The 25,318-nt window shown below is 62.0% G+C and carries 21 protein-coding genes, 1 tRNA gene and 1 pseudogene; 12 read left to right on the top strand and 11 right to left on the bottom strand.

From position 1 onward, the window contains the following. Positions 1-219 precede the first annotated feature (219 nt). The 5 genes from PQQ96_RS26320 to PQQ96_RS26300 all read right to left on the bottom strand — a co-directional run bounded on the left by PQQ96_RS26320 (position 220) and on the right by PQQ96_RS26300 (position 7,541). A complete protein-coding gene (locus tag PQQ96_RS26320; RefSeq protein WP_074282160.1) occupies positions 220-1,452 on the bottom strand; it encodes a ribonucleotide-diphosphate reductase subunit beta in 1,233 nt (410 codons plus the stop codon). A gap of 701 nt (positions 1,453-2,153) precedes the next feature. Then, the gene (locus tag PQQ96_RS26315; RefSeq protein ID WP_408298107.1) at positions 2,154-5,150 is read right to left on the bottom strand and encodes a ribonucleoside-diphosphate reductase subunit alpha; all 2,997 of its coding nucleotides are present in this window, start codon (positions 5,148-5,150) and stop codon (positions 2,154-2,156) included. A gap of 528 nt (positions 5,151-5,678) precedes the next feature. Beyond that, complete coding sequence (gene ampD / locus PQQ96_RS26310) at positions 5,679-6,275, bottom strand: 1,6-anhydro-N-acetylmuramyl-L-alanine amidase AmpD (protein ID WP_408298105.1); 597 nt, start codon at positions 6,273-6,275, stop codon at positions 5,679-5,681. Next, positions 6,272-6,604: a PP0621 family protein gene (locus PQQ96_RS26305; RefSeq protein ID WP_408298103.1), complete on the bottom strand. Its 333-nt coding sequence runs from the start codon at positions 6,602-6,604 to the stop codon at positions 6,272-6,274. The genes ampD and PQQ96_RS26305 overlap by 4 nt, the downstream gene beginning before the upstream one ends. Before the next feature lie 10 nt (positions 6,605-6,614). Then, positions 6,615-7,541 carry a cytochrome C assembly family protein gene (locus PQQ96_RS26300; RefSeq protein WP_408298101.1) on the bottom strand — a complete coding sequence of 309 codons (927 nt, stop codon included), beginning with the start codon at positions 7,539-7,541 and terminating at the stop codon, positions 6,615-6,617. An 81-nt stretch (positions 7,542-7,622) separates the two neighbouring features. On the opposite strand from PQQ96_RS26300, the gene ffh reads away from it, so the two are divergent. Together ffh and PQQ96_RS26290 are read left to right on the top strand one after the other, a co-directional pair. Further along, the gene (gene ffh, locus PQQ96_RS26295; RefSeq protein WP_074282155.1) at positions 7,623-8,990 is read left to right on the top strand and encodes a signal recognition particle protein; all 1,368 of its coding nucleotides are present in this window, start codon (positions 7,623-7,625) and stop codon (positions 8,988-8,990) included. A 170-nt stretch (positions 8,991-9,160) separates the two neighbouring features. Beyond that, positions 9,161-9,712: a hypoxanthine-guanine phosphoribosyltransferase gene (locus PQQ96_RS26290; protein WP_074282154.1), complete on the top strand. Its 552-nt coding sequence runs from the start codon at positions 9,161-9,163 to the stop codon at positions 9,710-9,712. A gap of 140 nt (positions 9,713-9,852) precedes the next feature. Here PQQ96_RS26290 and PQQ96_RS26285 read toward each other — a convergent pair whose 3' ends face one another. Together PQQ96_RS26285 and PQQ96_RS26280 are read right to left on the bottom strand one after the other, a co-directional pair. Beyond that, positions 9,853-10,452: a MarC family protein gene (locus PQQ96_RS26285; RefSeq protein ID WP_408298099.1), complete on the bottom strand. Its 600-nt coding sequence runs from the start codon at positions 10,450-10,452 to the stop codon at positions 9,853-9,855. 12 nt (positions 10,453-10,464) lie between these two features. Next, on the bottom strand, positions 10,465-12,201 hold the full coding sequence (locus tag PQQ96_RS26280) for a proline--tRNA ligase (protein ID WP_408298097.1): 1,737 nt from the start codon (positions 12,199-12,201) through the stop codon (positions 10,465-10,467). A gap of 382 nt (positions 12,202-12,583) precedes the next feature. On the opposite strand from PQQ96_RS26280, the gene PQQ96_RS26275 reads away from it, so the two are divergent. Together PQQ96_RS26275 and PQQ96_RS26270 are read left to right on the top strand one after the other, a co-directional pair. Beyond that, positions 12,584-13,327: an RNA pyrophosphohydrolase gene (locus tag PQQ96_RS26275; protein ID WP_408298095.1), complete on the top strand. Its 744-nt coding sequence runs from the start codon at positions 12,584-12,586 to the stop codon at positions 13,325-13,327. 77 nt (positions 13,328-13,404) lie between these two features. After that, on the top strand, positions 13,405-13,956 hold the full coding sequence (locus PQQ96_RS26270) for a CNP1-like family protein (RefSeq protein ID WP_408298093.1): 552 nt from the start codon (positions 13,405-13,407) through the stop codon (positions 13,954-13,956). A 112-nt stretch (positions 13,957-14,068) separates the two neighbouring features. On the opposite strand, the gene proB is transcribed toward PQQ96_RS26270, so the two are convergent. The 4 genes from proB to rplU all read right to left on the bottom strand — a co-directional run bounded on the left by proB (position 14,069) and on the right by rplU (position 17,211). After that, on the bottom strand, positions 14,069-15,187 hold the full coding sequence (gene proB, locus PQQ96_RS26265; RefSeq protein ID WP_172308761.1) for a glutamate 5-kinase: 1,119 nt from the start codon (positions 15,185-15,187) through the stop codon (positions 14,069-14,071). 73 nt (positions 15,188-15,260) lie between these two features. Next, entirely contained in the window at positions 15,261-16,382 is a 1,122-nt protein-coding gene (gene cgtA / locus PQQ96_RS26260; RefSeq protein WP_408298090.1) for an Obg family GTPase CgtA, read from the bottom strand. A 228-nt stretch (positions 16,383-16,610) separates the two neighbouring features. Beyond that, positions 16,611-16,874 (bottom strand): 50S ribosomal protein L27, encoded by a 264-nt coding sequence (rpmA, locus tag PQQ96_RS26255; protein WP_007180330.1) that lies wholly within the window; start codon positions 16,872-16,874, stop codon positions 16,611-16,613. Positions 16,875-16,899: 25 nt separating this feature from the next. After that, entirely contained in the window at positions 16,900-17,211 is a 312-nt protein-coding gene (gene rplU / locus PQQ96_RS26250; RefSeq protein ID WP_007180329.1) for a 50S ribosomal protein L21, read from the bottom strand. Between the two features lie 239 nt (positions 17,212-17,450). Here rplU and PQQ96_RS26245 point away from each other — a divergent pair, with 239 nt between their 5' ends. The 8 genes and pseudogenes from PQQ96_RS26245 (at position 17,451) to zapD (ending at position 25,237) form a co-directional block, all read left to right on the top strand. Then, positions 17,451-18,443 carry a polyprenyl synthetase family protein gene (locus PQQ96_RS26245; protein WP_063497393.1) on the top strand — a complete coding sequence of 331 codons (993 nt, stop codon included), beginning with the start codon at positions 17,451-17,453 and terminating at the stop codon, positions 18,441-18,443. Positions 18,444-18,481: 38 nt separating this feature from the next. Next, positions 18,482-18,558 (top strand) — tRNA-Pro (locus PQQ96_RS26240). A gap of 223 nt (positions 18,559-18,781) precedes the next feature. Next, on the top strand, positions 18,782-20,086 hold the full coding sequence (locus PQQ96_RS26235; RefSeq protein ID WP_408298088.1) for an HlyC/CorC family transporter: 1,305 nt from the start codon (positions 18,782-18,784) through the stop codon (positions 20,084-20,086). A 130-nt stretch (positions 20,087-20,216) separates the two neighbouring features. Beyond that, positions 20,217-21,525 (top strand): annotated as a pseudogene (locus tag PQQ96_RS26230) (GspE/PulE family protein). Continuing rightward, positions 21,522-22,751 (top strand): type II secretion system F family protein, encoded by a 1,230-nt coding sequence (locus PQQ96_RS26225; RefSeq protein WP_408298086.1) that lies wholly within the window; start codon positions 21,522-21,524, stop codon positions 22,749-22,751. The pseudogene PQQ96_RS26230 and the gene PQQ96_RS26225 overlap by 4 nt, the downstream one beginning before the upstream one ends. Positions 22,752-22,779: 28 nt before the next feature. Further along, complete coding sequence (locus PQQ96_RS26220; RefSeq protein WP_408298084.1) at positions 22,780-23,724, top strand: prepilin peptidase; 945 nt, start codon at positions 22,780-22,782, stop codon at positions 23,722-23,724. 3 nt (positions 23,725-23,727) lie between these two features. Continuing rightward, a complete protein-coding gene (gene coaE / locus PQQ96_RS26215; protein WP_408298082.1) occupies positions 23,728-24,330 on the top strand; it encodes a dephospho-CoA kinase in 603 nt (200 codons plus the stop codon). 151 nt (positions 24,331-24,481) lie between these two features. After that, positions 24,482-25,237, top strand: coding sequence for a cell division protein ZapD (gene zapD, locus PQQ96_RS26210; RefSeq protein ID WP_030100922.1), 756 nt, complete (start codon positions 24,482-24,484; stop codon positions 25,235-25,237). Positions 25,238-25,318 lie beyond the last annotated feature (81 nt).

Genomic DNA, 25,318 nt, shown 5'->3' with positions numbered 1-25,318 from the left:
TTGATCGGGCCACCGGCGCTAACGCCAGCGGCTTTTTCCGGGGGGAAGTTTGCCCAGCCCACTGAAGGGTTCGCAAAGTGCCAGCCATGTTTGTGGGCCGCGAAGGCACGCGGCGCACCGGGCACAATTTGCATCAGGCGGTTCTGCTCCTAACTAAATTGCCGCGGCCGAAGCCTGCCGGCATCCCCAAAATGAATGCATCTGCGACACGAACCCGGATCACTCCCAGGTCAGCGCGCCGCCAGTCTGATATTCGATCACTCGCGTCTCGAAGAAGTTGCGTTCCTTCTTCAGGTCGATCATCTCGCTCATCCACGGGAACGGGTTTTCCTCGTTCGGGTACAGCGGATCGAGACCGATCTGCTGGCAACGGCGGTTGCAGATGAAGCGCAGATAGCTCTTGAACATCGACGCATTGAGGCCGAGCACCCCGCGCGGCATCGTATCTTCTGCGTAACGATATTCAAGTTCGACCGCTTGCTGGAAGATCTCGCGGATTTCCGCGCGGAACTCAGCCGTCCAGAGTTGCGGGTTTTCGAGTTTGATCTGGTTGATCAGGTCGATGCCGAAATTGCAGTGCATCGACTCGTCGCGCAGGATGTATTGGTACTGTTCCGCCGCGCCGGTCATCTTGTTCTGACGACCCAGCGCCAGGATTTGCGTAAAGCCGACGTAGAAGAACAGGCCTTCCATCACACAGGCGAACACGATCAGCGAGCGCAGCAGCGTCTGGTCGGTCTCGAGCGTGCCGGTCTTGAAGCCCGGATCGGTCAGCACGTTGATGTACGGAATCAGGAATTCGTCTTTCGCGCGGATCGAGGCAACCTCGTGATACGCGTTGAAGATTTCGCCTTCGTCGAGGCCCAGCGATTCGACGATGTACTGGTAAGCGTGCGTGTGGATCGCCTCTTCGAACGCCTGGCGCAGCAGGAACTGGCGGCATTCGGGCGCCGTGATGTGGCGATAGGTGCCCAGCACAATGTTGTTGGCGGCGAGGGAGTCAGCCGTCACGAAGAAGCCCAGGTTGCGCTTGACGATGCGGCGCTCGTCTTCGGTCAGACCGTTCGGGTCTTTCCAGAGGGCGATGTCGCGCGACATGTTCACTTCTTGCGGCATCCAGTGGTTGGCGCAACCCGCCAGATACTTTTCCCAGGCCCACTTGTATTTGAACGGCACCAACTGATTGACGTCGGTCTGGCCGTTGATGATGCGCTTGTCGGCGACATTGACCCGCGCTTCGGAAACCGCAGCCGTTCCGGCAGCGTGAGCAGCGGCAATGCCTTTTTCGAAAACGTCTTGAGACGCGAAGACGTTTCGGTCCGAGGGAGCGTGAGGAGCGGAACGCGTTCCGACTTGCGAACCGACAGCCGATCCCGCAGCGTTGCGCAACACATTCTGTTGCGTAGCGCTCGAGGGAGTTACGGCAGTGATCTCGTCATCCCAGTTGAGCATAAATGTCACCATCAATTTAGAACGGTTTGTACCATCTTTTCACGAGCGATAAAAGAGTTCGCTGATGAAAAATCCTGTTTTCGATTCGCGTTGCTACGTTCATACAACACTTTGTTCAACAGACTGTGTGTGTCGCCTCAAGTGAAGCGTGTTGAACGTGTGTCGTCGAGGTGCTTCACGAGCTCGAAGAGCAACGTGTCGAAGCGACGTTTCGCTGCTCTATCTATCTGTATTGCGGAGCGTGCTTGAGGCGTTTTGCGATTGCTTCCTGCTGTCTCGCTGACGTGGCATTTGCCTCGTGTGGGTGCCTCGCGGTTCCCTGTCCGTCAGCGCTAGCGAGGTGAAGTTCAATGCAATGTCGAGCGATGCATCTGACCGGCTGCGTCGATCGACCATCGACCGGAGCGTTTGCTGAGCGCTTCATGTCGAGCGCTTCGTCTGTGCTGCCGACTGCTGACTGCGTCATCTATCACTTGCTTACCGCTTACCTACCGCTTCACGACTTCAGTTGCTTGCCGTGCTTCGCTGCTTTTCGACGAGCGGCGCAACGTCGATTTCGTTTCGCCGCGCCGCTCATCTACTTCACGTTTGCATCACTTCTACCAGGCTCGCTGATCGCTGCATGCGGGTCTTTACCTACACCCGTTTAGCAAGCGGCGATCCTGCTACCTGCTTCGCTCGCCTGGCAATTTGTCAGGCTCTTACTGGCAAGCCTCGCACTCGTCGAAACCAGGATCACCCGGACGCATCATGCACACCGGACCATCCGCTTCCGGCGCTGCTTCGACGACTGCTGACGTGGCCGCTGCAGCCTGAAAGCCGCCCGGCGTTGCGCCGCCTCCGTTCGCGCCGAAGCCACCCGCTGCGCCACCTGCCGCGCCACCCGAACCTTCGCCACCGCCCGAACTCACCGCGTTCAGTTGACCGTGCGCCACCGTCGACTTCTCGACGTGCGTCGCCGCCATCGTGCGGAGGTAGTAGGTCGTCTTCAGGCCGCGCACCCATGCGAGCTTGTAGATCTCGTCGAGCTTCTTACCCGACGCGCCGCCCATGTAGATGTTCAGCGACTGCGCCTGGTCGATCCACTTCTGACGACGCGAAGCCGCCTCGACCAGCCACACCGGATCGAGTTCAAACGCGGTCGCGTAGATCGCGCGCAGGTCGGCCGGGATGCGGTCGATGCGCGACAGCGTGCCGTCGAAGTACTTCAGGTCGGCGACCATCACTTCGTCCCACAGACCGCGTTCCTTCAGGTCGCGCACCAGGTAGTCGTTGACCACCGTGAATTCGCCCGACAGATTCGACTTCACATACAGGTTCTGGAACGTCGGTTCGATACAGGCCGACACGCCGATGATGTTCGAGATCGTCGCCGTCGGCGCGATCGCGACGCAGTTCGAGTTGCGCATGCCGTAGGTGGCGATGCGCGAACGCAGTTCGCTCCAGTCCATCGATTCGCTCGAATCGACTTCGACATAGCCGCCGCGCGCTTCGGCCAGCAGCTTCACCGAGTCTTGCGGGAGGATGCCGCGATCCCACAGCGAGCCACGGTAGCTGGAGTAACGGCCGCGTTCCTGCGCCAGTTCCGTCGACGCGTAGTAGGCGTAGTAGCAGACCGCTTCCATCGACGTATCGGCGAACGCGACCGCTTCTTGCGACGCGTACGGCGTACGCAGCAGGTGCAGGCAGTCCTGGAAGCCCATGATGCCCATGCCGACCGGACGGTGCTTCAGATTCGAGTTACGTGCCTTGGCAACCGCGTAGTAGTTGATGTCGATCACGTTGTCGAGCATGCGCATTGCCACGCTGATGGTGCGCTTGAGCTTGTCGTGGTCGAGCGCCAGCGTGCCGTCGGCCTGTTCCTTCAGGTGGGCGACGAGGTTCACCGAGCCCAGGTTGCAGACGGCGATTTCGGCGTCGCTGGTGTTCAGGGTGATTTCCGTGCACAGGTTCGACGAGTGGACGACACCGACGTGCTGTTGCGGCGAGCGCACATTGCACGGATCCTTGAACGTGATCCACGGGTGGCCGGTTTCGAACAGCATGCCCAACATCTTGCGCCACAGTTGCGCCGCCGGGAGCTTCTTGAACAGCTTGATCTCGCCGCGCGCGACCTTGTCTTCGTAAGCCGTGTAAGCCGTTTCGAATTCAGCGCCGAACTTGTCGTGCAGATCCGGGCAGGTGGACGGCGAGAACAGCGTCCAGTCGCCGCCTTCGTGCACGCGCTTCATGAACAGGTCGGGAATCCAGTTCGCCGTGTTCATGTCGTGCGTGCGACGACGGTCGTCGCCGGTGTTCTTACGTAGCTCCAGGAATTCTTCGATGTCCAGGTGCCACGTTTCCAGGTACGCGCAGACCGCGCCCTTGCGCTTGCCGCCCTGGTTCACGGCCACTGCCGTGTCGTTGACCACCTTCAGGAACGGCACGACGCCTTGCGACTTGCCGTTGGTGCCCTTGATGTGCGAACCGAGTGCACGCACGCGCGTCCAGTCGTTGCCCAGACCGCCGGCGAACTTCGACAGCAGCGCGTTTTCCTTCAGCGCTTCATAGATGCCGTCGAGGTCGTCGTCCACCGTCGTCAGGTAGCACGACGACAGTTGCGAGCGATGCGTGCCCGAGTTGAACAGCGTCGGCGTGGACGACATGAAGTCGAAGCTCGACAGGATGTTGTAGAACTCGATGGCGCGCGCTTCGCGGTCGATCTCGTTCAGCGACAGGCCCATTGCGACACGCATAAAGAATGCCTGCGGCATTTCGATACGTACGCCGTCGTGATGCAGGAAGTAGCGGTCATACAGCGTTTGCAGACCGAGGTAGCCGAACTGCAGGTCGCGGCTGTTGTCGAGCGCGGCGCCCAGGCGCTTCAGGTCGAACTGCTGGAGCTTGTCGTCGAGCAGGCCGGCGCCGATGCCGCGCTTGATGAACTGCGGGAAGTACTCGGCATAGCGGTCAGCCATTTCCGTTTGCGTGACTTCCTCTTCGAGGATCTCGCGGCGGATCGTGTGCAGCAGGATGCGTGCGGTGACCTGGCTGTATGCCGGGTCCTTTTCGATCATCGTGCGGGCAGCCAGAATCGCCGAGTCGTAGACCTGGCCCATCGGCACGCCGTCGTACAGATTCTTCACCGTTTCCGCGATGATCGGATCGGCATTCACGGCGTCGCCCAGGTTCGAGCAAGCCAGTTCGATGATGCCGCGCAGCGCAGCCATGTCGAGCGGACGCGTCACGCCGTTGTCCGTGACGTTCAGACCCGGCGTGCTGGCGACGATCTGGTCGTCATGACCGCGCGCCTGGGTGCGCTTCTCGCGATACAGCACGTAGGCACGCGCGACGTTGTGCTCGCCACCGCGCATCAGCGCGAGTTCGACCTGATCCTGGATGTCTTCGATATGGAACGTGCCGCCGTTCGGACGGCTGCGCACGAGTGCGCGCACCACGTTCTGCGTGAGTTGCTCGACCAGTTCGCGCACGCGAGCCGACGCCGCGCCTTGACCACCGTTGACGGCCAGAAATGCCTTCGTCACGGCGATGGCGATTTTCGACGGTTCGAACGACACCACGCTGCCGTTGCGACGGATCACCTTGTAGTCGGCGTAGGTCACTTGCGGCGCGAGCGCTTGAGCGCCTTGTGCCTGGCCGAAGGCCTGGCCAGTCGGTGAGCCCTCATACCGGGTCGTCACGTTGTCGGTGGTTTGCATGTGCAAAGCTCCTGGTCTTGGAAATGTTGCGGAGAAAGCCGCGGATTAAAACGAACGCTGCGCCGCCGCGTGCGCAAGCGATGGGGTGCAGGAAAAAGGCCGGCTGAGCCGGGTGGCGGGATGCGACAGCGATGAAGCCTGGTTCGAATTGAAAACGGTCTTCACGCTATGTGTCGCGATCACTTGCTGTGCCCTTTCCCTGAATGTTTCTGGACGCTGCCGACTCTCTAGCAGCCGCGCCGCAGGAATTGTTTTTCGCTGTCTGGAATGCTTGCGGCGCCATGCTCGAGAGCGGGGCGCCGCATAACTTATGCACTCAGTTATGCACAGAGTTATACACACCGGACACAAGATATAGTGCGAAACTGAATTTATGGCACCAAGTATAGTGTAGTTTCAAGACAGGTCAAATCGATTTATTTGCTTTCGAAGTCTTGACTTTTGCATAGCGCGGCGCGAAGCCGACTCCCCGGAGAACAAGGCGGCGCCTTGTTCTCCTCGCATCACGCGAAGTCGCGCGAAGGGCCGTTACGGGGTTTGGGAAAACTTGAGATAGGGGAAGTACTGATCCGCCAACGCGGTGTCGCGCTGCAGACGCTGCCACTCGAAATGGGGCCCTGGATCGGTCTTGCGGCCGGGGGCGATGTCAGAGTGGCCGGCAAGCCCCTCGACCGGATAGCGAGCCTTGAGCGCCGTCACAAGTGCACCGAGCGTGCGGTATTGCTCCGCCTCGAAAGCAGTGGTGTCACTGCCCTCCAGCTCGATACCGATCGAGAAATCGTTGCAGCGCTCGCGGCCGAAAAAATTCGACGGGCCGGCATGCCATGCCCGCTCGTTGCAGGACACAAATTGCTCGAGCGCGCCGTCGCGGTGGATCACGAAATGCGCCGACACCCGCAGGCCGCGCAAATGCGTGTCGTAGTACGGGTGAGCTTCGCAGTCGAGTGTGTTCAGGAACAGTTCGGCGATCGCCGTGCCGCCGAACTCGTTCGGCGGCAGGCTGATGTTGTGGACGACGATCAGCGTCGGCACCGCCCCTTCGGGCCGCGCTTCGAAATTCGGCGATGGCAGTTTGCGTGCGGCGGCAACCCAACCGTCGGCATCGACGGCGAACTCGACGCTCATCGAGCGTCGCGGCCCGTCGGACGCGCGCCGTGACGCTGCGCGTGCGCGGCGCTGCAGAACGGCTGCCCCGCCACCACCACGGAGTCGCTCTTCGGCGCGTGCACGCCGCACTCGGTACAACGGATCATCGGCTCGGCGAGCTGCGGCGGCGCTTGCGGCGCATTGGGCCCACGCGCCCCGCCGTTCGCGCCTTGCGCACCACCGGCACCCGCGGCGCCATTCGCCCCGGCACCCGTGCGTTGCGACGCTTGCGCGTCATGACGACGCAGCGCCTTGACCAGCCACTGGCCAACGATGAACAACAGGATCAGCAGAAAAAATTGTCGCATAGCAGGACACTCACACTACAGCACGGTGCAACAGCACCTCGAATACAAAACGGCTGCCGACGTACGCCAGCAGCAGCGCGACGAACGACGCCAGCACCCAGCGCAATGCCGCACGGCCGCGCCAGCCGGAAACCTTGCGCGCGGTCAGCAGCGCGCCGAACATCACCCAGGAAAGAATCGCGAACACAGTCTTGTGATCGAGCCGCAATGCGCGGTCGACCAGTTGCTCGCTGAACAGGATGCCCGACACCAAGGTCAGCGTGAGCAGCACGAAGCCCGCGCCGATCAGACGGAACAACAACTTTTCCAGCGTCAGCAGCGGCGGCAAGGTATCGAGCCAGCTCGACAACCAGCCGTTGCCCGCCGCAGCCGCATTCCGTTGCGACATGCCGCCGCGCATTGCGTGCAGACGCCGCTCGACCAGCAGCATCAGAATCGCGTGCAGCGCCGCGATCGCGAACAAACCATACGCGATATTGGCGATCAGGAAGTGCAGCTTGAACATCGGCGCGGCCGAATACGGCAGCACGCGCACGCCGCCAAACCCCAGCGGCAATAAGGAAGCGACGCAGGCGAGCGGCAACACCAGCAGGCGAAGGCCGTCGAGTGGAAAGAAAAAGCTCTCGATCCAGTAGATGCCGGCGCCGAGCCAGAACATCGCCGACAACGCGAACGCGAAACCGAACACCATCGCGTTCTGGGGAAAGATGGTCGTATGCAGCAGCACGCCGTGCGCGAGCAGCGCGACGAACAGCAGCGCGCGGCCGGAGGTGCTCATGCCCGAGGCGGCCGATGAGGCCGGCAGGCCCGTGGCAACGGGCACCGGCGGCACGCTCTCGAGCATGGGGCGCACGGCGGCGTGCCGGTGCGAGCGCCAGCCGGCCACGGCAAGACCGCCGTAGAGGAGCGCAGTGAGGGCATACAGTACAATATCCATATTCGAAGTTTACACTAGGCCCCTGCTCCGCGACGTGTCCCGCTTCGCGCCCCGCTCCGGCCGCACTGTTCATCGCTCCCCATGCTCGACAATCTGACTCAACGGATGGCGCGCGTCGTCAAGACGCTGCGCGGCGAAGCCCGGCTCACCGAGGCGAACACCCAGGAAATGCTGCGCGAAGTGCGCCTCGCGCTCCTCGAGGCGGACGTGGCGCTGCCCGTCGTGCGCGAGTTCATCGCCAAGGTGAAGGAAAAGGCGCTCGGCGAGGAGGTCATCAGCAGCCTGTCGCCGGGCCAGGCGCTGGTCGGCGTGGTGCAGCGCGAGCTGACCGCGATCATTGGCGGCGACTATGAAGGCAAAGCGGTCGAGCTCAATCTCGCCGTCACGCCGCCGGCCGTCATCCTGATGGCGGGTCTGCAAGGCGCCGGTAAGACGACTACGGTCGGCAAGCTCGCCAAGCTCCTGCGCGAAAAATACAAGAAGAAGGTCCTGACCGTTTCGTGCGACGTTTACCGCCCGGCTGCTATTGCGCAGTTGAAGATGGTGACCGAGCAGGTCGGCGCGGACTTCTTCCCGTCGGAGCCGGATCAGAAGCCGGTCGATATCGCGATCGCCGCGGTGGATTGGGCCAAGCGCCACTACCACGACGTGCTGCTGGTCGACACGGCCGGCCGTCTGGGTATCGACGAAGCGATGATGGCCGAAATCACCGCGCTGCACAGCACGCTGAAGCCGGCAGAAACGCTGTTCGTGGTCGACGCGATGCTCGGTCAGGATGCCGTCAACACCGCGAAGGCCTTTAGCGACGCATTGCCGCTCACCGGCGTGGTCCTGACCAAGCTCGACGGCGACTCGCGCGGCGGTGCCGCGCTCTCCGTGCGTCACGTGACGGGCAAGCCGATCAAGTTCGTCGGTGTCGCCGAAAAGCTCGATGGTCTCGAAGTCTTCTATCCGGATCGTATGGCGAACCGGATTCTCGGCATGGGCGATATTCTCGCCCTCGTCGAAGAAGCGCAACGCGGCGTGGACGTTCAGGCCGCGCAGAAGCTCGCCGACAAGGTCAAGAAAGGTGGCGACTTCGATCTCAACGATTTCCGCGCGCAGTTGACCCAGATGAAGGGCATGGGCGGCCTGTCGTCGCTCATGGACAAATTGCCGGCCCAGTTCCAGCAGGCCGCCGCCGGCGCCGACATGGGCCAGGCGGAAAAACAGATGCGCCGCATGGAAGGCATCATCAATTCGATGACGCCGCTGGAACGCGCCAAGCCCGACCTGATCAAGGCCACCCGCAAGCGCCGCATTGCCGCTGGCGCGGGTGTGCAGGTGCAGGAAGTCAACCGCATGCTGAATCAGTACGACCAGATGCGCACGATGATGAAGAAGCTGAAGGGCGGCAATCTGCAGAAGATGATGCGCGGCATGAAGGGCATGATGCCCGGCATGCGCTAAGCTTTAGCAAGACGGCAGCGCGCGTGGTTCCGTGCATGAACAACGGCACGCGCGGCTGACTCCGGATTGATACGGGTTTATTCTGTACCGCACACCGCCGTCCTCCAAGAGGACTTCCTTCGGGGCGTTCTCACCCACACTATGTATACAGTTACCGCCCGTCAGACGTCATGAACCGCGAAGAAGCTCTCCACATCTATAGCCACTCCGAAGAAATCGTTTCGGCCAACGACGTCAACGCGTCGATCAGCGGCATGGCTGCCGCCATCCGCGACGAGATGAGCGAGGACTTCCCGCTCGTGCTGTCGGTGATGGGTGGCGCGGCGGTGTTCACCGGCATGCTGCTGCCGCACCTCGATTTCCCGCTCGAGTTCGACTACATCCACCTCACCCGCTATCGCAACACCACCAAGGGCGGCAACGAGATGCAGTGGCGCGTGGCGCCGGCTGAGTCGGTGAAGGATCGCGTCGTGCTGGTGCTCGACGACATCCTCGACGAAGGCGAGACGATGGCCGCGATCCGCGACCGCATTCTCGCGATGGGCGCGAAGCGCTTCCTGAGCGCGGTGCTGTGCGAGAAGATCATTCCGAAGGCCAAGCCGCTGCGTCCGGATTACTGTGGCTTCGAAGTGCCGGACCGCTACGTGTTCGGTTGCGGGATGGACGCCAAAGGCTACTGGCGCAACCTGCCGACCATTCGGGCGTTGACCGAGGGCGCCTGAGCCTTGTTGTTCCAGCCGCGCCATTTACGGCGCGCATCGGCGTAAAAAAAGCAGCCCGCGGGCTGCTTTTTTGTTTGTCAGGCGGGTGATAACACCGACGCACTGCCGGGTTGAGTGTTGAAACCCGCACGGGGTCTCACTCAAAGTTGATGCACAAAAGACCGGATACCACCGAGCATCATTTCGACGGAGATCGCCACCAGCACCAGCCCCATCAAGCGCTCGAAGGCCATCATCGCGCGCTCGCCGAGCCACGCCTGGATGCGCTCCGCCAGCATCAGCACGATCGCGCAGACGATCATCGTGACGGTCAGCGCGCCGATCCACTCGAACATCCTGCCGGGCGCCTGCGACGTCAGCAGCATCACCGTGGCAAGCGCGGACGGGCCCGCCAGCGCCGGAATCGCGAGCGGCACGATGAGCGGCTCGCCACCCCGCGTGTCACCGCCGAACGGACCATCCGGATGCGGGAACACCATTCTGAGCGCGATCAGAAACAGCACGATCCCGCCGCCGATGCGCAACGACTGGTCGGTCAGACTCATCATGCGCAGAAAGCCGTCGCCGACCACCATGAAGACCAGCAGGATCGCGAAAGCGATCGCCACCTCACGGAGAATGACGACCGTGCGCCGCTTCGGCGACACACCCCGCAAGCAACTGATGAAGAGCGGAATGTTGCCGAGCGGGTCGGTGATCAGAATCAGCAGGATGGTCGCGGACAGGAAGGTGTACTCCACCGTCCGCTCCGCTTACTGCGCCAACGCGGCGCGAACTTTACCGATCACCGTTTGCGCGGCGTCGTCGACCGGCAGCAGCGTGGCTTCAGCGTCGCGGCGGCCCTGATACTCAAGCTTGCCGTCCTTGAGACCACGATCGCCGATCACCAGACGATGCGGCACCCCGATCAGCTCCCAGTCGGCGAACATCACGCCCGGGCGTTCGCCGCGGTCGTCGAGGATCACGTCGATGCCCGCTTCGACCAACTCCGCATACAGCTTGTCGGCCTGCTCACGCACCGCTTCGCTGCGGTCGTAACCCATCGGGCACAGCACAACCTCGAACGGAGCGATCGATTCCGGCCAGATGATGCCCTTGTCGTCGAAATTCTGTTCGATCGCCGCGCCCAGAATACGCGTGACGCCGATGCCGTAGCAGCCCATTTCCATCGGCTGCGACTTGCCGGTCTCGTCGAGGCAGGTCGCGTTCATTGCTTCCGAATACTTCTTGCCAAGCTGGAACACGTGGCCGACTTCGATGCCGCGGCAGATTTCGATCACGCCCTTGCCGTCCGGCGACGGATCGCCCTTCTTCACATTGCGGATATCGGCGACGACCGGCTCCGGCAGATCGCGGCCCCAGTTCACGCCGGTGGTGTGGAAATCCACTTCGTTCGTACCCACCACGAAGTCGCTCATGTTCGCGACCGTGCGATCCGCGACGACCTTGATCGGCTTCTTCGTGTTGATCGGGCCGAGGTAACCCGGCGGCGTGCCGAAGGTCTCGATGATCTCGGCTTCGGTCGCCATGCGGAAGTCCGCCAGACCCGGCAGCTTGCTTGCCTTGATCTCGTTCAGCTCGTGATCGCCGCGCAGCATCAGCAACCAGATAGTCGGTTCAGCGCCTTCGTTTTCCGTGGCGAGGATGATCGACTTGATCGTGCGCTCGAGCGGGATGTTCAGCAGCTCAGCCACCGCCTCGCACTTTGCTTTGCCCGGCGTTGCGGTCTTCTTCATTTCCTCGGTCGGTGCCGCACGTTCCGTGTAAAGCGGCAAAGCTTCAGCCGCTTCAACGTTCGCTGCGAAATCCGAGGTCGGGCAATAGGCGATCGCGTCTTCACCGGTGTCGGCGATCACGTGGAACTCATGTGAGCCGCTGCCGCCGATCGACCCGTTGTCCGCTGCCACTGCGCGGAAATCCAGACCAAGGCGCGTGAAGATCCGCACGTACGCGTCGTACATCTTGCGATACGACTCGCGCAGGCCTTCCGCGTCTTTGTCGAACGAGTACGCGTCTTTCATGATGAACTCGCGCCCGCGCATCACGCCGAAACGCGGACGGATCTCGTCGCGGAACTTCGTCTGGATCTGATAGAAGTTCACCGGCAACTGGCGATAGCTCTTGATCTGACCGCGCGCGATGTCCGTGACCACTTCTTCGTGGGTCGGTCCGATCACGAAATCGGATTGCTTGCGATCCTTGAAGCGCAGCAGCTCGGGGCCGTACTTTTCCCAACGGCCCGATTCCTGCCAGAGCTCAGCCGGCTGCACTGCCGGCATCAACAGTTCGATCGCACCTGCCCGGTTCATTTCTTCGCGCACGATGGCTTCCACCTTGCGGATCGAACGCAGGCCGACCGGCAGGTAGTTATAGATGCCACCGGCGACGCGGCGGATCATGCCGGCGCGCACCATGAGCTTGTGGCTGACGATCTCGGCGTCGGCAGGCGCTTCTTTCAGCGTGCCGATAAAGAAACGGGAAGCTTTCATTCAGATTTTCCAAAAGCGGCGGCTCCGGAGGGACCGCCCGAAAGGTGAAAACGGTGAGGAAATCGACACAGATCCGGCCTGGAGCCGGCACGGATTCGCCGAACACCCGGCCAAACTCTGGTCAGAACCCGGCTCAGACCCGGCAAACACCCTGCGTATACCAGGACCCCGCCAGGCAAAACCCCGGCAAAAACGGCCCGATCGCGGCGCTGAAGCCGTCGCGCAAAGCCTTTGCAGCAAGGGATAAGGCACGGAAAGACTAACAGGCTACCGCAAACGCGGGCGTTTTGCGGCGAATCGTTCCAATCTGGTGCGAATCGGTGCGTCGGGTCCGTTATCTGTTTATAATCAAAGCAATTTTAAAGGATTCGAAGGTGGTTGTATGCTGGATCGTGAAGGCTTTCGCCCGAACGTCGGCATCATCCTCTTGAACGCGCACAACGAGGTGTTTTGGGGCAAACGGCTCCGTGAACATTCCTGGCAGTTTCCGCAAGGGGGCATCAAGTACGGAGAGACCCCCGTGCAAGCGATGTATCGGGAGTTACACGAAGAAACCGGGCTGCTTCCTGAGCACGTCAAGGTGATCGGTCGCACGCGCGACTGGTTGCGTTACGAGGTGCCTGACAAGTTCATCAAGCGCGAAGTACGCGGTCACTACCGCGGCCAGAAACAAATCTGGTTTTTGCTCCGGATGGTTGGACGCGATTGCGACATCTGCTTGCGCGCCACCGACCACCCTGAGTTCGATGCGTGGCGCTGGAACGAGTACTGGGTGCCCCTCGACTGTGTGATCGAGTTCAAGCGGGATGTGTATCAGTTGGCGCTGACGGAGCTATCCCGTTTCATGCGCCGGGCTGCGCCGCGTGCGGAAAAACCTGGCGGGCACCATGGGCCGCGCTATCCCCGGATAGCGTCGTCAATGGAAAGTCCGCCGGATTCGACGATGATGACGGTCACCGCCTCGGTGACCACACTCAGCATCGCAACGTCGATTCACACGACGATCGTGTCTGATTGCGGTCCGGGCTCCGGGTCGGTAGCCGAGGTTGGCTCCGAGTCGGAACACGAAGACGAATCGGAGCGCGAAACCGCCGGCTCGCTGTTCCGCCCTGGCGTACGCAATTAACAACTCTGTGCGGCTTGTCCACGCCGCCTCTGCGGGTGCGGCTCGATGAGCCGCACCCGTGTTTCGAGGAAACCATATTGAAAGCACTTGCTCTCGTCGTGGCGTGCGTCGCCACCGGCGCCCTGCTGGCCGGTTGCGCCAGCAAACCCACCAATAAAGACGACAGCGCGTTTGCCTACCTGCTGGACCGGCCGACCAACTGGGGGGAAAACAAAGTGGACACGTTGCCGCCGCTGCCGCAAGACTCGAATCTCCTTCCTTTCGACGTCTCCGGCAACACGCCGTTGCAATTCGCGGTCGATAGAAACTCGCTGAGCGTCGGCACCGACGGCGTGGTGCGCTACACAGTGGTAGTGACGAGCCCAAGCGGCGCGCGCAACGTGAACTACGAAGGGATTCGCTGCGACACGTATGAATGGCGCCAGTACGCAGGGCTGAACGCCGATCACGACGGCTGGGACCAAACCGTCGCCAACGACTTCAGACGCATCGAGAATGGTGCGCTGAACGCCTATCAGGCAGCGCTGTATCAGGATTATTTCTGCGCGAACAAGATGCCCATCGGCAACGCGAAGCAGATTGCTGAGAACATCCGCTACAAGCGCACGCAGACCTCGCTGGTTCACTAAGCCCGTTTCGCGAGCGCACTTCGAATCTGGAAGCCGCCGCGGATGTGAAAAAGCCGTTCCAGCGTGAGCTGGAACGGCTTTTTTTCTTTGTAGCGCGTACCTTGTCCGGAAATCAGACCAGCACGAGATTGTCGCGGTGGATCAACTCAGGCTCCAGCATGTAGCCGAGCACCGATTCAATCTCGCCGCTCGGACGCCGCTGGATCAGCTTGGTTTCCGCACTGCTGTAGTTCGTCAGGCCGCGTGCCACTTCACGCCCTGCCGCGCTTAGGCAAGCGATCACTTCGCCGCGCGCAAACGCGCCTTGCACCCCGACGATGCCGATCGGCAGCAAGCTCTTGCCGCCTTCGGTCAGCTTTTCGACTGCGCCATCGTCGATCACGACATGACCACGCACCTGCAGGTGATCGGTCATCCATTGCTTGCGCGCCGCCATGCGTGCGGTGCGCGCGATCAACTGCGTGCCGATCGCCTCGCCCGAGGCCAGCCGTGACAACACGTCCGCTTCACGACCGCTCGCGATGACCGTATTGGCGCCGCTGTGCGCCGCACGTTTGGCCGCGAGAATCTTGGTCAGCATGCCACCACGACCCAGACTCGAACCTGCACCGCCCGCCATGGCTTCGAGTTCCGGCGCACCGGCGTCGGCCTGCTGAACGAGCGTGGCGTTCGGATCCTTGCGCGGGTCAGCAGTAAAAAGCCCTTGCTGATCGGTAAGGATCACAAGCGCATCGCCTTCGATCAGATTCGCGACCAAGGCGCCCAGCGTGTCGTTGTCACCGAACTTGATTTCGTCGGTGACGACCGTGTCGTTCTCGTTGATGATCGGCACGACGCCAAGACGCAGCAGCGTCAGCAACGTGGAGCGCGCGTTCAGATAGCGTTCGCGGTCGGCCAGATCGGCGTGAGTCAGCAGAATCTGCGCGGTCTGGATCGAATGTTCGGCAAAGCGGCTTTCGTAGACTTGCGCGAGACCCATTTGACCGACCGCCGCAGCCGCCTGCAATTCGTCGATTTCACGTGGCCGCTTGGTCCAGCCGAGCCGCTGCATCCCTTCGGCAATGGCGCCCGAACTGACCAGCACCACTTCCTTGCCTTGCGCGCGCAGTGCGGCAATCTGAGCGGCCCAACGGCCGATCGCAGCATGATCGAGGCCGCGCCCGTCATTCGTGACGAGGCTCGAGCCGACTTTCACTACCAATCGCCGTGAATCTGCGATGACGGAACGCATTGTGCGCGGTCTCCCAAGATGACGCGTGATGCATGCCGGCGGCCCTTGCAGGCGCCGGCGCTCAAGCTTGTTATTACTGCGGGGCGACGCTGGAGTCGTCCGGCGCAGCGGCCGGCGCTTCCGGCTTCTCGCGGAAACGCACATCAGCGGCGAGATCTTCGGCTTCGGCCGCGCGCTGCGCGTCCGAGTGCGCGGCGATGTGGTCATATATCGCGTAGCAAAGACTTTCGCAGCCTTGGCCGGTCAGCGCCGAGATTTCGAACACCGGGCCGTCCCAGCCGTAGTCTTCGAGGAATGCCGACACACGCGCTTCACGCTCGTCTTCGGGCACCATGTCGAGCTTGTTCAGCACGAGCCAGCGCGGTTTCTCATACAGCAACTCGTCGTACTTGCGCAGCTCGTTGACGATCGCCTTGGCTTCCGCAACCGGATCGACGGCGTCGTCGAACGGTGCGAGGTCGACGATATGCAGCAGCAGGCCGGTACGCTGCAGGTGACGCAGGAACTGGTGACCGAGACCCGCGCCTTCCGCCGCGCCTTCGATCAAACCAGGAATGTCGGCGATCACGAAGCTGCGGCTCGGCCCGACACGCACCACGCCGAGATTCGGCGCGAGTGTCGTGAACGGGTAATCCGCGATCTTCGGCCGCGCGTTCGACACCGACGAGATGAAAGTCGACTTGCCGGCGTTCGGCATGCCAAGCAGACCGACGTCAGCCAGCACCTTCAATTCAAGGCGCACCATGCGGCGCTCGCCGGGCTTGCCGTCGGTTTTCTGACGCGGCGCGCGGTTCGTACTGGATTTGAAATGCAGGTTACCGAGACCGCCCGCGCCGCCTTGCGCGATCTGCACGCTCTGGTTGTGCTCGGTCAAATCGGCGATCAGCTCGCCGGTTTCCATATCGGAAATGGTCGTGCCGACCGGCATGCGCAGCGTGATGTCGTCGCCGCCCTTGCCGTAGCAGTCCGCGCCGCGGCCGTTTTCGCCATTGCGCGCCAAATGTTTTTTCGCGTAGCGGTAGTCGATCAGCGTGTTGATGTTGCGGTCTGCGACCGCAATCACGCTGCCGCCTCGCCCGCCGTCGCCGCCATCCGGGCCGCCGAACGGAACGAATTTCTCGCGGCGCATCGACGCGCTGCCATCCCCTCCGTCGCCGGCGATGACTTCAATCCTCGCTTCGTCAATGAACTTCATGCGTAACTCCGTCCCGTGGTGTGCTGCTAGATGGTGCTGCTGGGTTGATGCTTTCAGATGATGCTATTTTGCCGCGCCCGCCGTGCGGTGAGCAATCAGCCAATCGGCTAACCTCGCCGACAAAGCGATTCGATCCGCCAATTCTTCAGGCGAAAAGCGCCGCAATAAAAAAGGCCCCGCGAACTTCGCGGGGCCTTTTCCGGTCCTGAAGCCCGTGCCTGATTAAACTCAGACTGCTGCCGGGACGACGTTGACCATGTGCTTCTTCGCTGCGCCCTTCGTCGAGAAATTGACGTGGCCGTCCGTCAGCGCGAACAAGGTGTGATCCTTGCCGATACCGACGTTTTCGCCCGGGTGCATACGCGTGCCACGTTGACGCACGATGATGCCGCCAGCGTTGATGGCCTGACCGCCGTAAACCTTGACGCCGAGACGCTTCGATTCAGAGTCGCGGCCGTTGCGGGATGATCCGCCTGCCTTTTTGTGTGCCATTTAATTTGCTCCTTAACCGTTGCGCTTACGCGTTGATCGCGTCGATGCGCAGTTCGGTATAGTTCTGGCGGTGGCCGCCATGCTTCTGGTAGTGCTTCCGGCGACGCATCTTGAAGATGGTCACTTTTGCGTGACGACCTTGCGACACGACGGTAGCCTTGACGGAAGCCCCACTGACCAGCGGCGTACCGAACTTAATCGATTCGCCTTCGCCCACTGCGAGAACCTGGTCGAGCGTGATTTCAGCGTCAATGTCTGCCGGTATCTGTTCTACTTTAAGTTTTTCGCCGACGGCAACTTTATACTGCTTGCCACCGGTTTTTATGACCGCGTACATTGAGAACCTCACTCTGTGTTCATTTTTCCCACGCACCGCGCGCGGAAACCCGTGATTATACATAGAGTTAGCTACTCGGTCAAAACTCATTGAGAGGTGCCGCGCGCACCGCCCGGCGCGTTGCCGTCCAGCCCCGGCACGCGGCCCTGTCAATGTCTTCGTCGCGCCGTGCCGCAGCCTGCGACCCGGAACTGTCGCGATTCGCCTTATAATTCGCGGCACTACCCAACTCAGCCATCATGTCGTCGACTGCCACCCCCTCCTCCAACGCCGCCAGCCTGCTCGCTCCGATTGCCGAAGACATGCAGCAGGTCAATCGCGTCATAAGGCACCGTCTGGCGTCCGACGTGATGCTGATCAATCAGATCTCCGAGTACATCATCAGCGCAGGCGGCAAGCGGCTACGGCCCGCGCTGCTGCTGCTGATGGCGGGTGCGCTGGGCGAAACCACCGGGCATCGCCACGAACTGGCCGCGGTGGTCGAATTCATCCACACGGCCACGCTGCTGCACGACGACGTGGTCGACGAATCCGACCTGCGGCGCGGCCGCCAGACCGCCAACGCGCTGTTCGGCAACGCCGCGAGCGTCCTGGTCGGTGACTTCCTCTACTCCCGCTCCTTCCAGATGATGGTCGGCGTGGGCAAGATGCGCGTGATGGAAATCCTGTCGGAGGCGACCAACATCATCTCCGAGGGCGAAGTGCTGCAGTTGCTGAACATGCACGACGCCGACGTGGACGAAGCGCGCTACATGCAGGTGATCCGCTACAAAACGGCCAAGCTGTTCGAAGCCGCCGCCCAACTCGGCGCGGTGCTGGCCGGGTCGGACGCAAAGACGGAAGCCGCGGCGGCGGAATTTGGCCGCCGTATCGGCACCGCGTTCCAGATCATGGACGACTGGCTCGACTACACGGGCACGGCTGAATCGATGGGGAAGAATGCCGGCGACGATCTGCGCGAAGGCAAACCCACGCTCCCGCTCATTTATCTGATCGAACGCGGCACACCTGAGCAGTCGGCGCTCGCGCGAGAAGCCATCGAGCAAGGCGGCACGGACCGTTTCGACACCATTTTCGAAGCGATCACGCGCTCCGGCGCACTGGATCACACGCTCGAGTGTGCGAAGCAGGAAGCGCTGGCAGCAGCTGCAGCAATTTCTTCATTTCCCGATTCCATTTTCAAAGATAGCCTGCTAGAATTATGTTCTTACTCGACGGCAAGACAGTCTTGAACGAGACTGAAACACCGTAAGAGTCCAGCAGTACAGATCGGGGTGTAGCTTAGCCTGGTAGAGCGCTACGTTCGGGACGTAGAGGCCGGAGGTTCGAATCCTCTCACCCCGACCAGATTTGCCGTGTTGGTTCAAGGCTCGAAAAACCGCCCAGCTTGCTTGGCGGTTTTTTGTTTTGGGTCGCGTTTTTTCGCGCCTCGTCAACGGCATGCTGTTGTGTGCCATTCGTGTGCCATTCGCCCTAAGCGGTCTTAAGCGACCAGGACCATCCGCACAGGCGGTTAGCCCAGCCCCCTCTGCTATATTCTCTCCATCCCCTCCCCTATCCTTCACAACGCGTGGAACAACTTCCCTTATGGGCGCAGATCGGCGCCGTCTTTCTGCTGCTTATCTGCTCCAGCTTCTTTTCGATTTCCGAAACGGCGATGATGGCGATCAACCGCCATCGCCTGAAACACCTTGCTAACCAGAATGCGCTCGGCGCGAAGACCACCCAGGGTCTTCTGGCTCACACCGACCAGCTGTTGAGCGTCGTTCTGATCGGCAACAATCTGTTCAACACGATCATTCCGGTGCTCACCACCTCGATCGCACTGCATACGTTCGGCCGCAATAACGTTGTGCTGTCGATCGCGACTGGCATCGTCGCGTTCCTGATCATCGTGTTCGCGGAAATCACGCCAAAAATCGTCGGCGCGACGTTCCCGGAAAAGATCGCGCTGCCCGCCAGCCTGTTGATCGCACCGATGATGCGGGTCGGCAAGCCGCTCGTCTGGTTCGTCAATCTGTTCGCGAACACAATCTTGCGCGTGCTGCATATCAATACCAAAGGCGCGCACGATCAACGGCTTTCCACTGAAGAGCTGCGCACCATCGTGCTCGAATCAGGCAGCTTCATGCCGACCAAGCACCGCAGCATTCTGCTGAACCTGTTCGACCTCGAAAACATTTCCGTCGACGACGTCATGATCCCGCGCCGCCGCATCGAAGCGCTCGACTTCGACGCGCCGTTCGAACAGATCCTGCATCAGCTGGAAACCTGTTATCACAACAAGCTGATCGTCTATCAAGGCGACATCGACCGGGTGCTCGGCGTGCTGCACGTACGCAAGACACTGGCTGCCCTGCACAACCAGGAACTGGAGCGCGAGACGCTGCGCGAGTTGCTGGCCGAGCCGTATTTCGTGCCGAGCGGCACGCCGGTATTCCAGCAACTGCAATACTTCCAGGAGAGCCGTCACCGCACGGCGCTGGTCGTCAACGAATACGGCGAACTGCAGGGGCTGGTCACGCCGGAAGACATCATCGAAGAGCTGATCGGCGAATTCACTACCTCGATTCCGCGTAGCGCCAATTCGCGCGGCGGTTGGAACGAGAAAGGCGAATGTATCGTTGCGGGCAGCATGCCGCTGCGCGAACTGAACCGCTGGTTGCATCTCACGCTGCCGACCGATGGACCGAAGACGCTCAACGGGTTGATTCTCGAAATACTCGAAGAGATTCCCGATGGCGACGTATGCGTTCAGATCGGCGAGATGAAACTCGAAGTGATGCGCAGCGACGACCAGGCGATTCGCACCGTCAAGCTGTTCAGACCGCCCACTCGCACGGGCGTAAAAGCCGTCAAGGCCGCGCGCGGCTAAGTCCTGCACGCCGCAGCATCGCACAGGAGCGCAACGCGCGCCATTAGCCGATTGGCTGAATAGCGGCGTTGACGGCCTTACCGGATGATTGAGTCGTCGTGTTCTACAGGCGGCTCATCACCGGTCTCTCATGCAAGGTTCTTTTCAACGCGCGGCGCCTTTGCGGCCCGTCGCCTCCGATAGCGAAAACCCAGCCAAACCCAGACGCAACGCCTTTGCGGCCGAAGCCAGTGTCAGTGCCAACCGCAACACGAGTCTCGCCGATTCCGACAACGCGCCTGCCGTACGCCTCTTGACCGAGACGCTGCAGGAGGCAACCCGTCGCAATGCGTCGGACCTGCATATCGAACCGGCGGAACATGGCTGGCGCGTGCGTTTGCGCATCGACGGCGTACTGCATGAAATCCCTCTGCCCCCGGCGCATCTCCGCGACGCGCTCATCACGCGCGTGAAGGTGCTGGCGCGCATGGATATCGCCGAGCGGCGCGTGCCGCAGGACGGCCGGCTGCGCATTGCCACGTCGCCCGGCCGCGTCGAAGACTATCGCGTCAACTCGCTGCCCACGCTGTTCGGCGAAAAGCTGGTGTTGCGCAGGCTCGACGCGCTACCCACCGATCTTTCACTCGACTCGCTCGGCCTCGATCCACAACAACGCGAAGCCGTCGATGCAGCGATTCGCGCGCCGCACGGTCTCGTGCTCGTCACCGGGCCCACCGGAAGCGGCAAGACGCTGTCGCTGTACTGCTTCCCGCACATGCTCAACGATGAGGCGCGCAATCTGTGCTCGGTGGAGGATCCGGCGGAAATCCAGTTGGCTGGCATCAATCAGGTCAGCGTACGAGAAAAGGCCGGCCTGACATTCGCGGTGGCGCTGCGTGCGTTTCTCCGTCAGGACCCCGATGTGATCATGGTGGGAGAAATCCGCGACGAAGAAACCGCCGATGTCGCCGTGAAGGCCGCGCAGACCGGCCACCTCGTCCTGTCGACCTTGCATACGAATGACGCGCCTGCTGCCGTCGCACGCCTGATCGACATCGGCGTCGAGCGGTACAACCTGGCCGCCGCGCTCAGGATGGTGACGGCGCAACGGCTGGTGCGCCGGCTCTGCGCAGCGTGCCGCGCGCCCGCATATCAATCGGTGGCGGCGCTGCGGGCAGCGGGTTTCGCTGACGATCAGCTCGACGGCTGGCAACCATTTGCCGCAATCGGATGCGCGGCCTGCCACGATATCGGCTATCGGGGCCGTGTCGGGGTTCACCAGGTGATGCCTGTCTCCGATGCGATGCGTGAATTGATCGTGGCGCGCGCAGGCACCCATGAGCTGGCCCGGCTCGCGCACGCTGAACAGCGTCGCCACTTTGCGCACCGCAGCCTTGGCGCGTGTCCGCGACGGCACGACGAGTCTGGCTGAAGCGCTGGCCGCGACCGAGGTCGCATGAGCAACGCGACGACTCACCCGCCGCCAGCGGCCGAGATGCGCTTCAGATGGCGTGGCGTCGATGCCGACGGCGTACAGAAAACCGGTGCGCTTATTGCGCCGGACGTCAGCACCGCTCGGGCCATACTCAAGCGCGACAAGCTGTTCATCGTCGAACTCGCAGCGCGCGGGCCGGCGCCGCGCCCCCAAACCCGCACCACGGACGTCACGGTGTTCACGCGCCAGCTCGCCAGTCTGCTACGCGCCGGCTTGCCACTCGCACCTTCGCTGGAACTGCTGGCGCAAGCACAGCATTCACGCCGGCAAGGCATGCCGCGGATCGTCGGCGCGCTGGCGCGCGACATCACCGGTGGCTTGCGCTTCTCCGCGGCATTGCAGCGGCGTCCTGCGCAGTTCAATGCGCTGTACTGTCAGCTCGTCGAAGTCGGCGAAGCAGCCGGCGCGCTGCCGGCCGTCCTCGCCCGGATCGCCGACGACCGCGAACGCGCCGCCGCGCAGCGCGCCAAGGTGCGCGCGGCACTCACCTATCCGGTCGCGATCCTGTTGCTAGCGATTGCCATTACCGCAGCGCTGCTGGTTTGGGTCGTGCCAACCTTCAAGCAGATCTTCGACGGCTTCGGCGCGCAGCTGCCCGCCCCCACGCAGTTCGTGCTGGCTTTGTCGGCGGGTGCCGCGCGATGGAGCACTCCTCTTGCCGTCGTGATCTTCGCAGCAAGCTCGGTTGTGACGTTTCTGTTACGACGTTCCGAAGCAGCGCGCATCCGCTTCGCGCGCTTATCGCTGACAATGCCGGTCGCCGGTCCGTTGCTGCGTACCTTGTGCGCGGCGCGCTGGAGCCGCGCGCTCGGCACCTTGCTATCGGCCGGCACACCGCTCGCGGACGCGTTCGATTCACTGACTCACGCCACGGGCAACGCTTTCTTCGATCACGCCACCGTGGACATTGCCGCCCGGCTGCGACGCGGCGAACGGCTCGCCGCAGCCACGCACGCGGCGCACTGCTTTCCACCGGAGGTCGTGCAGCCGGTTGCGGTTGCCGAAGAGTCCGGCGCGCTCGACACGATACTGATCGACGTAGCGTCGCTCGCCGATCGTCAGGTAGACGAAAAGATCGGCACGCTATCGAGTCTGTGCGAGCCGCTTGTCATCATCGTCCTGGGCACGCTGATCGGCGGCCTCGTGATCGCGATGTATCTTCCCATTATTCAACTCGGCAACGTGGTGTAGCATCGCAGCCGAATCCCACCCTTTTTATATGCAGGCCACTATTCCGCTCGTGTCAGATACTTCTTCCAGCCTGCTGTCGGGCCTGCTGTCCGGCCACTTCGCAACCGGTCTCGGCGTCGCGTTCGGCAGCTTGCCCAGTGGCCTGCAGATCGCCTTCGCGATCGTATTTGGCCTCGTGATCGGCAGCTTCCTGAACGTCGTCGTGCATCGGGTGCCGATCATGCTGGAGCGTGCGTGGCGCGAGGAGGTCAGCGAGGCCACCGAACAACCACTCGAAGGCGACGGCTTGCCCGCGCGCTACAACCTGTGGGTGCCGCGCAGCGCGTGCCCTCACTGCGGCCATGTGCTCAGCGCATGGGAAAACCTGCCCGTGCTGAGCTATCTGCTGTTGCGCGGGCACTGCGCCGCATGCAAGACACACATCAGCCTGCGCTACCCGCTGCTCGAAATCGCCAGCGCCGCTTTCGCGGCAGGGGCGCTCGCGCTGTATGGGCCGACCGGCATGGCACTCGCCGCGTTCGGGCTGTGCGCCGCACTGCTCGCCATGAGCGCGATCGACATCGATACCCATCTGCTGCCTGACTCCATGACGCTGCCGCTCCTGTGGGCCGGCTTGATCGTGAACTTCAACGGCATGTTCGCGAGCCTCCACGATGCAGTGCTGGGCGCGATCTTCGGCTATCTGGTGCTGTGGGCCGTGCATTGGCTGTTCCGGCTGGTACGGGGTGTCGAAGGTATGGGTTATGGCGATTTCAAACTGCTGGCTGCGCTTGGCGCATGGCTCGGCTGGGCAGCGCTACCGCAGATCGTGCTGATTGCAGCGGTCGCCGGCGCGGTGGTCGGTCTCGCGGCAACGTGGCGCGGCCGCATGCGCTTCTCGGAGCCGCTGCCGTTCGGGCCATTTCTCGCAGCGGGCGGTGCTGTTACGCTATTTCTCGGCACACCGCTTTACCTGGCATTGGGGGGGGGCTGAAGCATGTTTGCTGTGGGATTGACCGGTGGCATCGGCAGCGGTAAATCGACCGTGGCCGACCTGTTCGCCGCGCACGGCGTGCCGCTTGTCGACACAGACCTGATCGCGCACCGCATCACTGCGCCGCACGGTATTGCGATGCCGCAGATCGCCGCGGAGTTCGGCGATTCGTTCGTTGCGGCAGACGGCTCGCTTGACCGCGCCCGCATGCGCACGCTGGTGTTCAGCGACGACGGCGCGCGCAAACGCCTTGAAAACATCACGCACCCGTTGATTCGTGCGGAGACCGAGCGCGAGCAGCGTGAGGCGCAAGGACCGTACGTGATCGTGGTGGTACCGCTGCTGGTGGAGTCGGGTAGCTGGAAGGCGCGCGTGAATCGTGTGCTGACGGTCGATTGCAGCGTCGAGACGCAAATTTTGCGCGTGATGAGTCGCAACGGTTTCAGCCGTGACCAGGTGCTGGCGATCATCGCCCGCCAGGCGACGCGCGAAGCACGCCTCGCCGCGGCCGACGACGTCATCGACAACGACAACGCACCGTTCGATGCGCTCAAGGCACACGTCGATGCGCAGCATCGCGTCTATCTGTCGCTAGCGGGCGCATAAGACTACGCGGACTGAAGCGCGCGAAAACCTGCTCGAAACACGTGAAAAAAGTTGCGAAATCGCCCTGAAAAAGTGCGTGATTGCTAGGGTAGTCTCACGGCATTAGAATGTTCTGCATTCCCGTCACCGACCACGCCCGAGGCGAGCCCGCTTGATCCTTTACGAGTATCCCTTCAACGAGCGAATCCGGACGCTATTGCGCCTCGAAGACCTGTTCGAGCGCTTCACGTTCTTTCTGACTCAGGAAGACGCCAGGGAACACCACGTCGCACTGACAACGTTGTTCGAAATCTCCGAGGTTGCGGGTCGCGCGGATCTGAAGTCCGATCTGATGAAGGAGCTTGAGCGCCAACGGCAAACACTGGCGCCGTTCCGCGGCAATCCGGGCATCGAGCAGAACGCGCTGGAAGCCGTGCTGGGAGAAATCGAGCAAACCTTGTCGGGGCTTTCGCAGATGCAGGGCAAGACCGGCCAGCATCTGGCAGACAACGAGTGGCTCGCCAGCATCCGCAGCCGCGCGATCATCCCGGGCGGCACCTGCAAGTTCGATTTGCCTTCGTACTACGCATGGCAGCAGATCCATCCCGATCAGCGCCGGCAGGACATCGCCAAATGGGTCACGCCGCTGCTGCCGTTGCGCGATGCGGCAACGATCGTGCTGCGCCTCGCGCGCGAATCGGGTCAGGCGTCCAAGGTCATGGCCATGCAGGGCAGCTATCAGCAGATGCTGTCGGGCCGTTCATACCAGTTGATGCAGGTACGGGTGGCACCTGAGTTGCGGGTGATTCCGGAGGCCAGCGCTAACAAGTACATGCTCTGGGTGCGATTCACCGTGCAGGATGGCGATCTCCGTCCGCGCGCCGTCGATGTCGACGTGCCGTTCCAGCTCACGCTTTGCAGCCTGTAAGCCAAGCTGTAACGCCCGCTTTGTAGATGTGAATCGCGGGGCCGCGCCTTTGAACCGGCGAAAAATGCCCCTATATTCATT

The sequence above is a fragment of the Paraburkholderia sediminicola genome (genome assembly GCF_046027825.1).
GTDB lineage: Bacteria > Pseudomonadota > Gammaproteobacteria > Burkholderiales > Burkholderiaceae > Paraburkholderia > Paraburkholderia sediminicola_D.
This window is presented reverse-complemented; position numbering and strand designations above follow the sequence as displayed.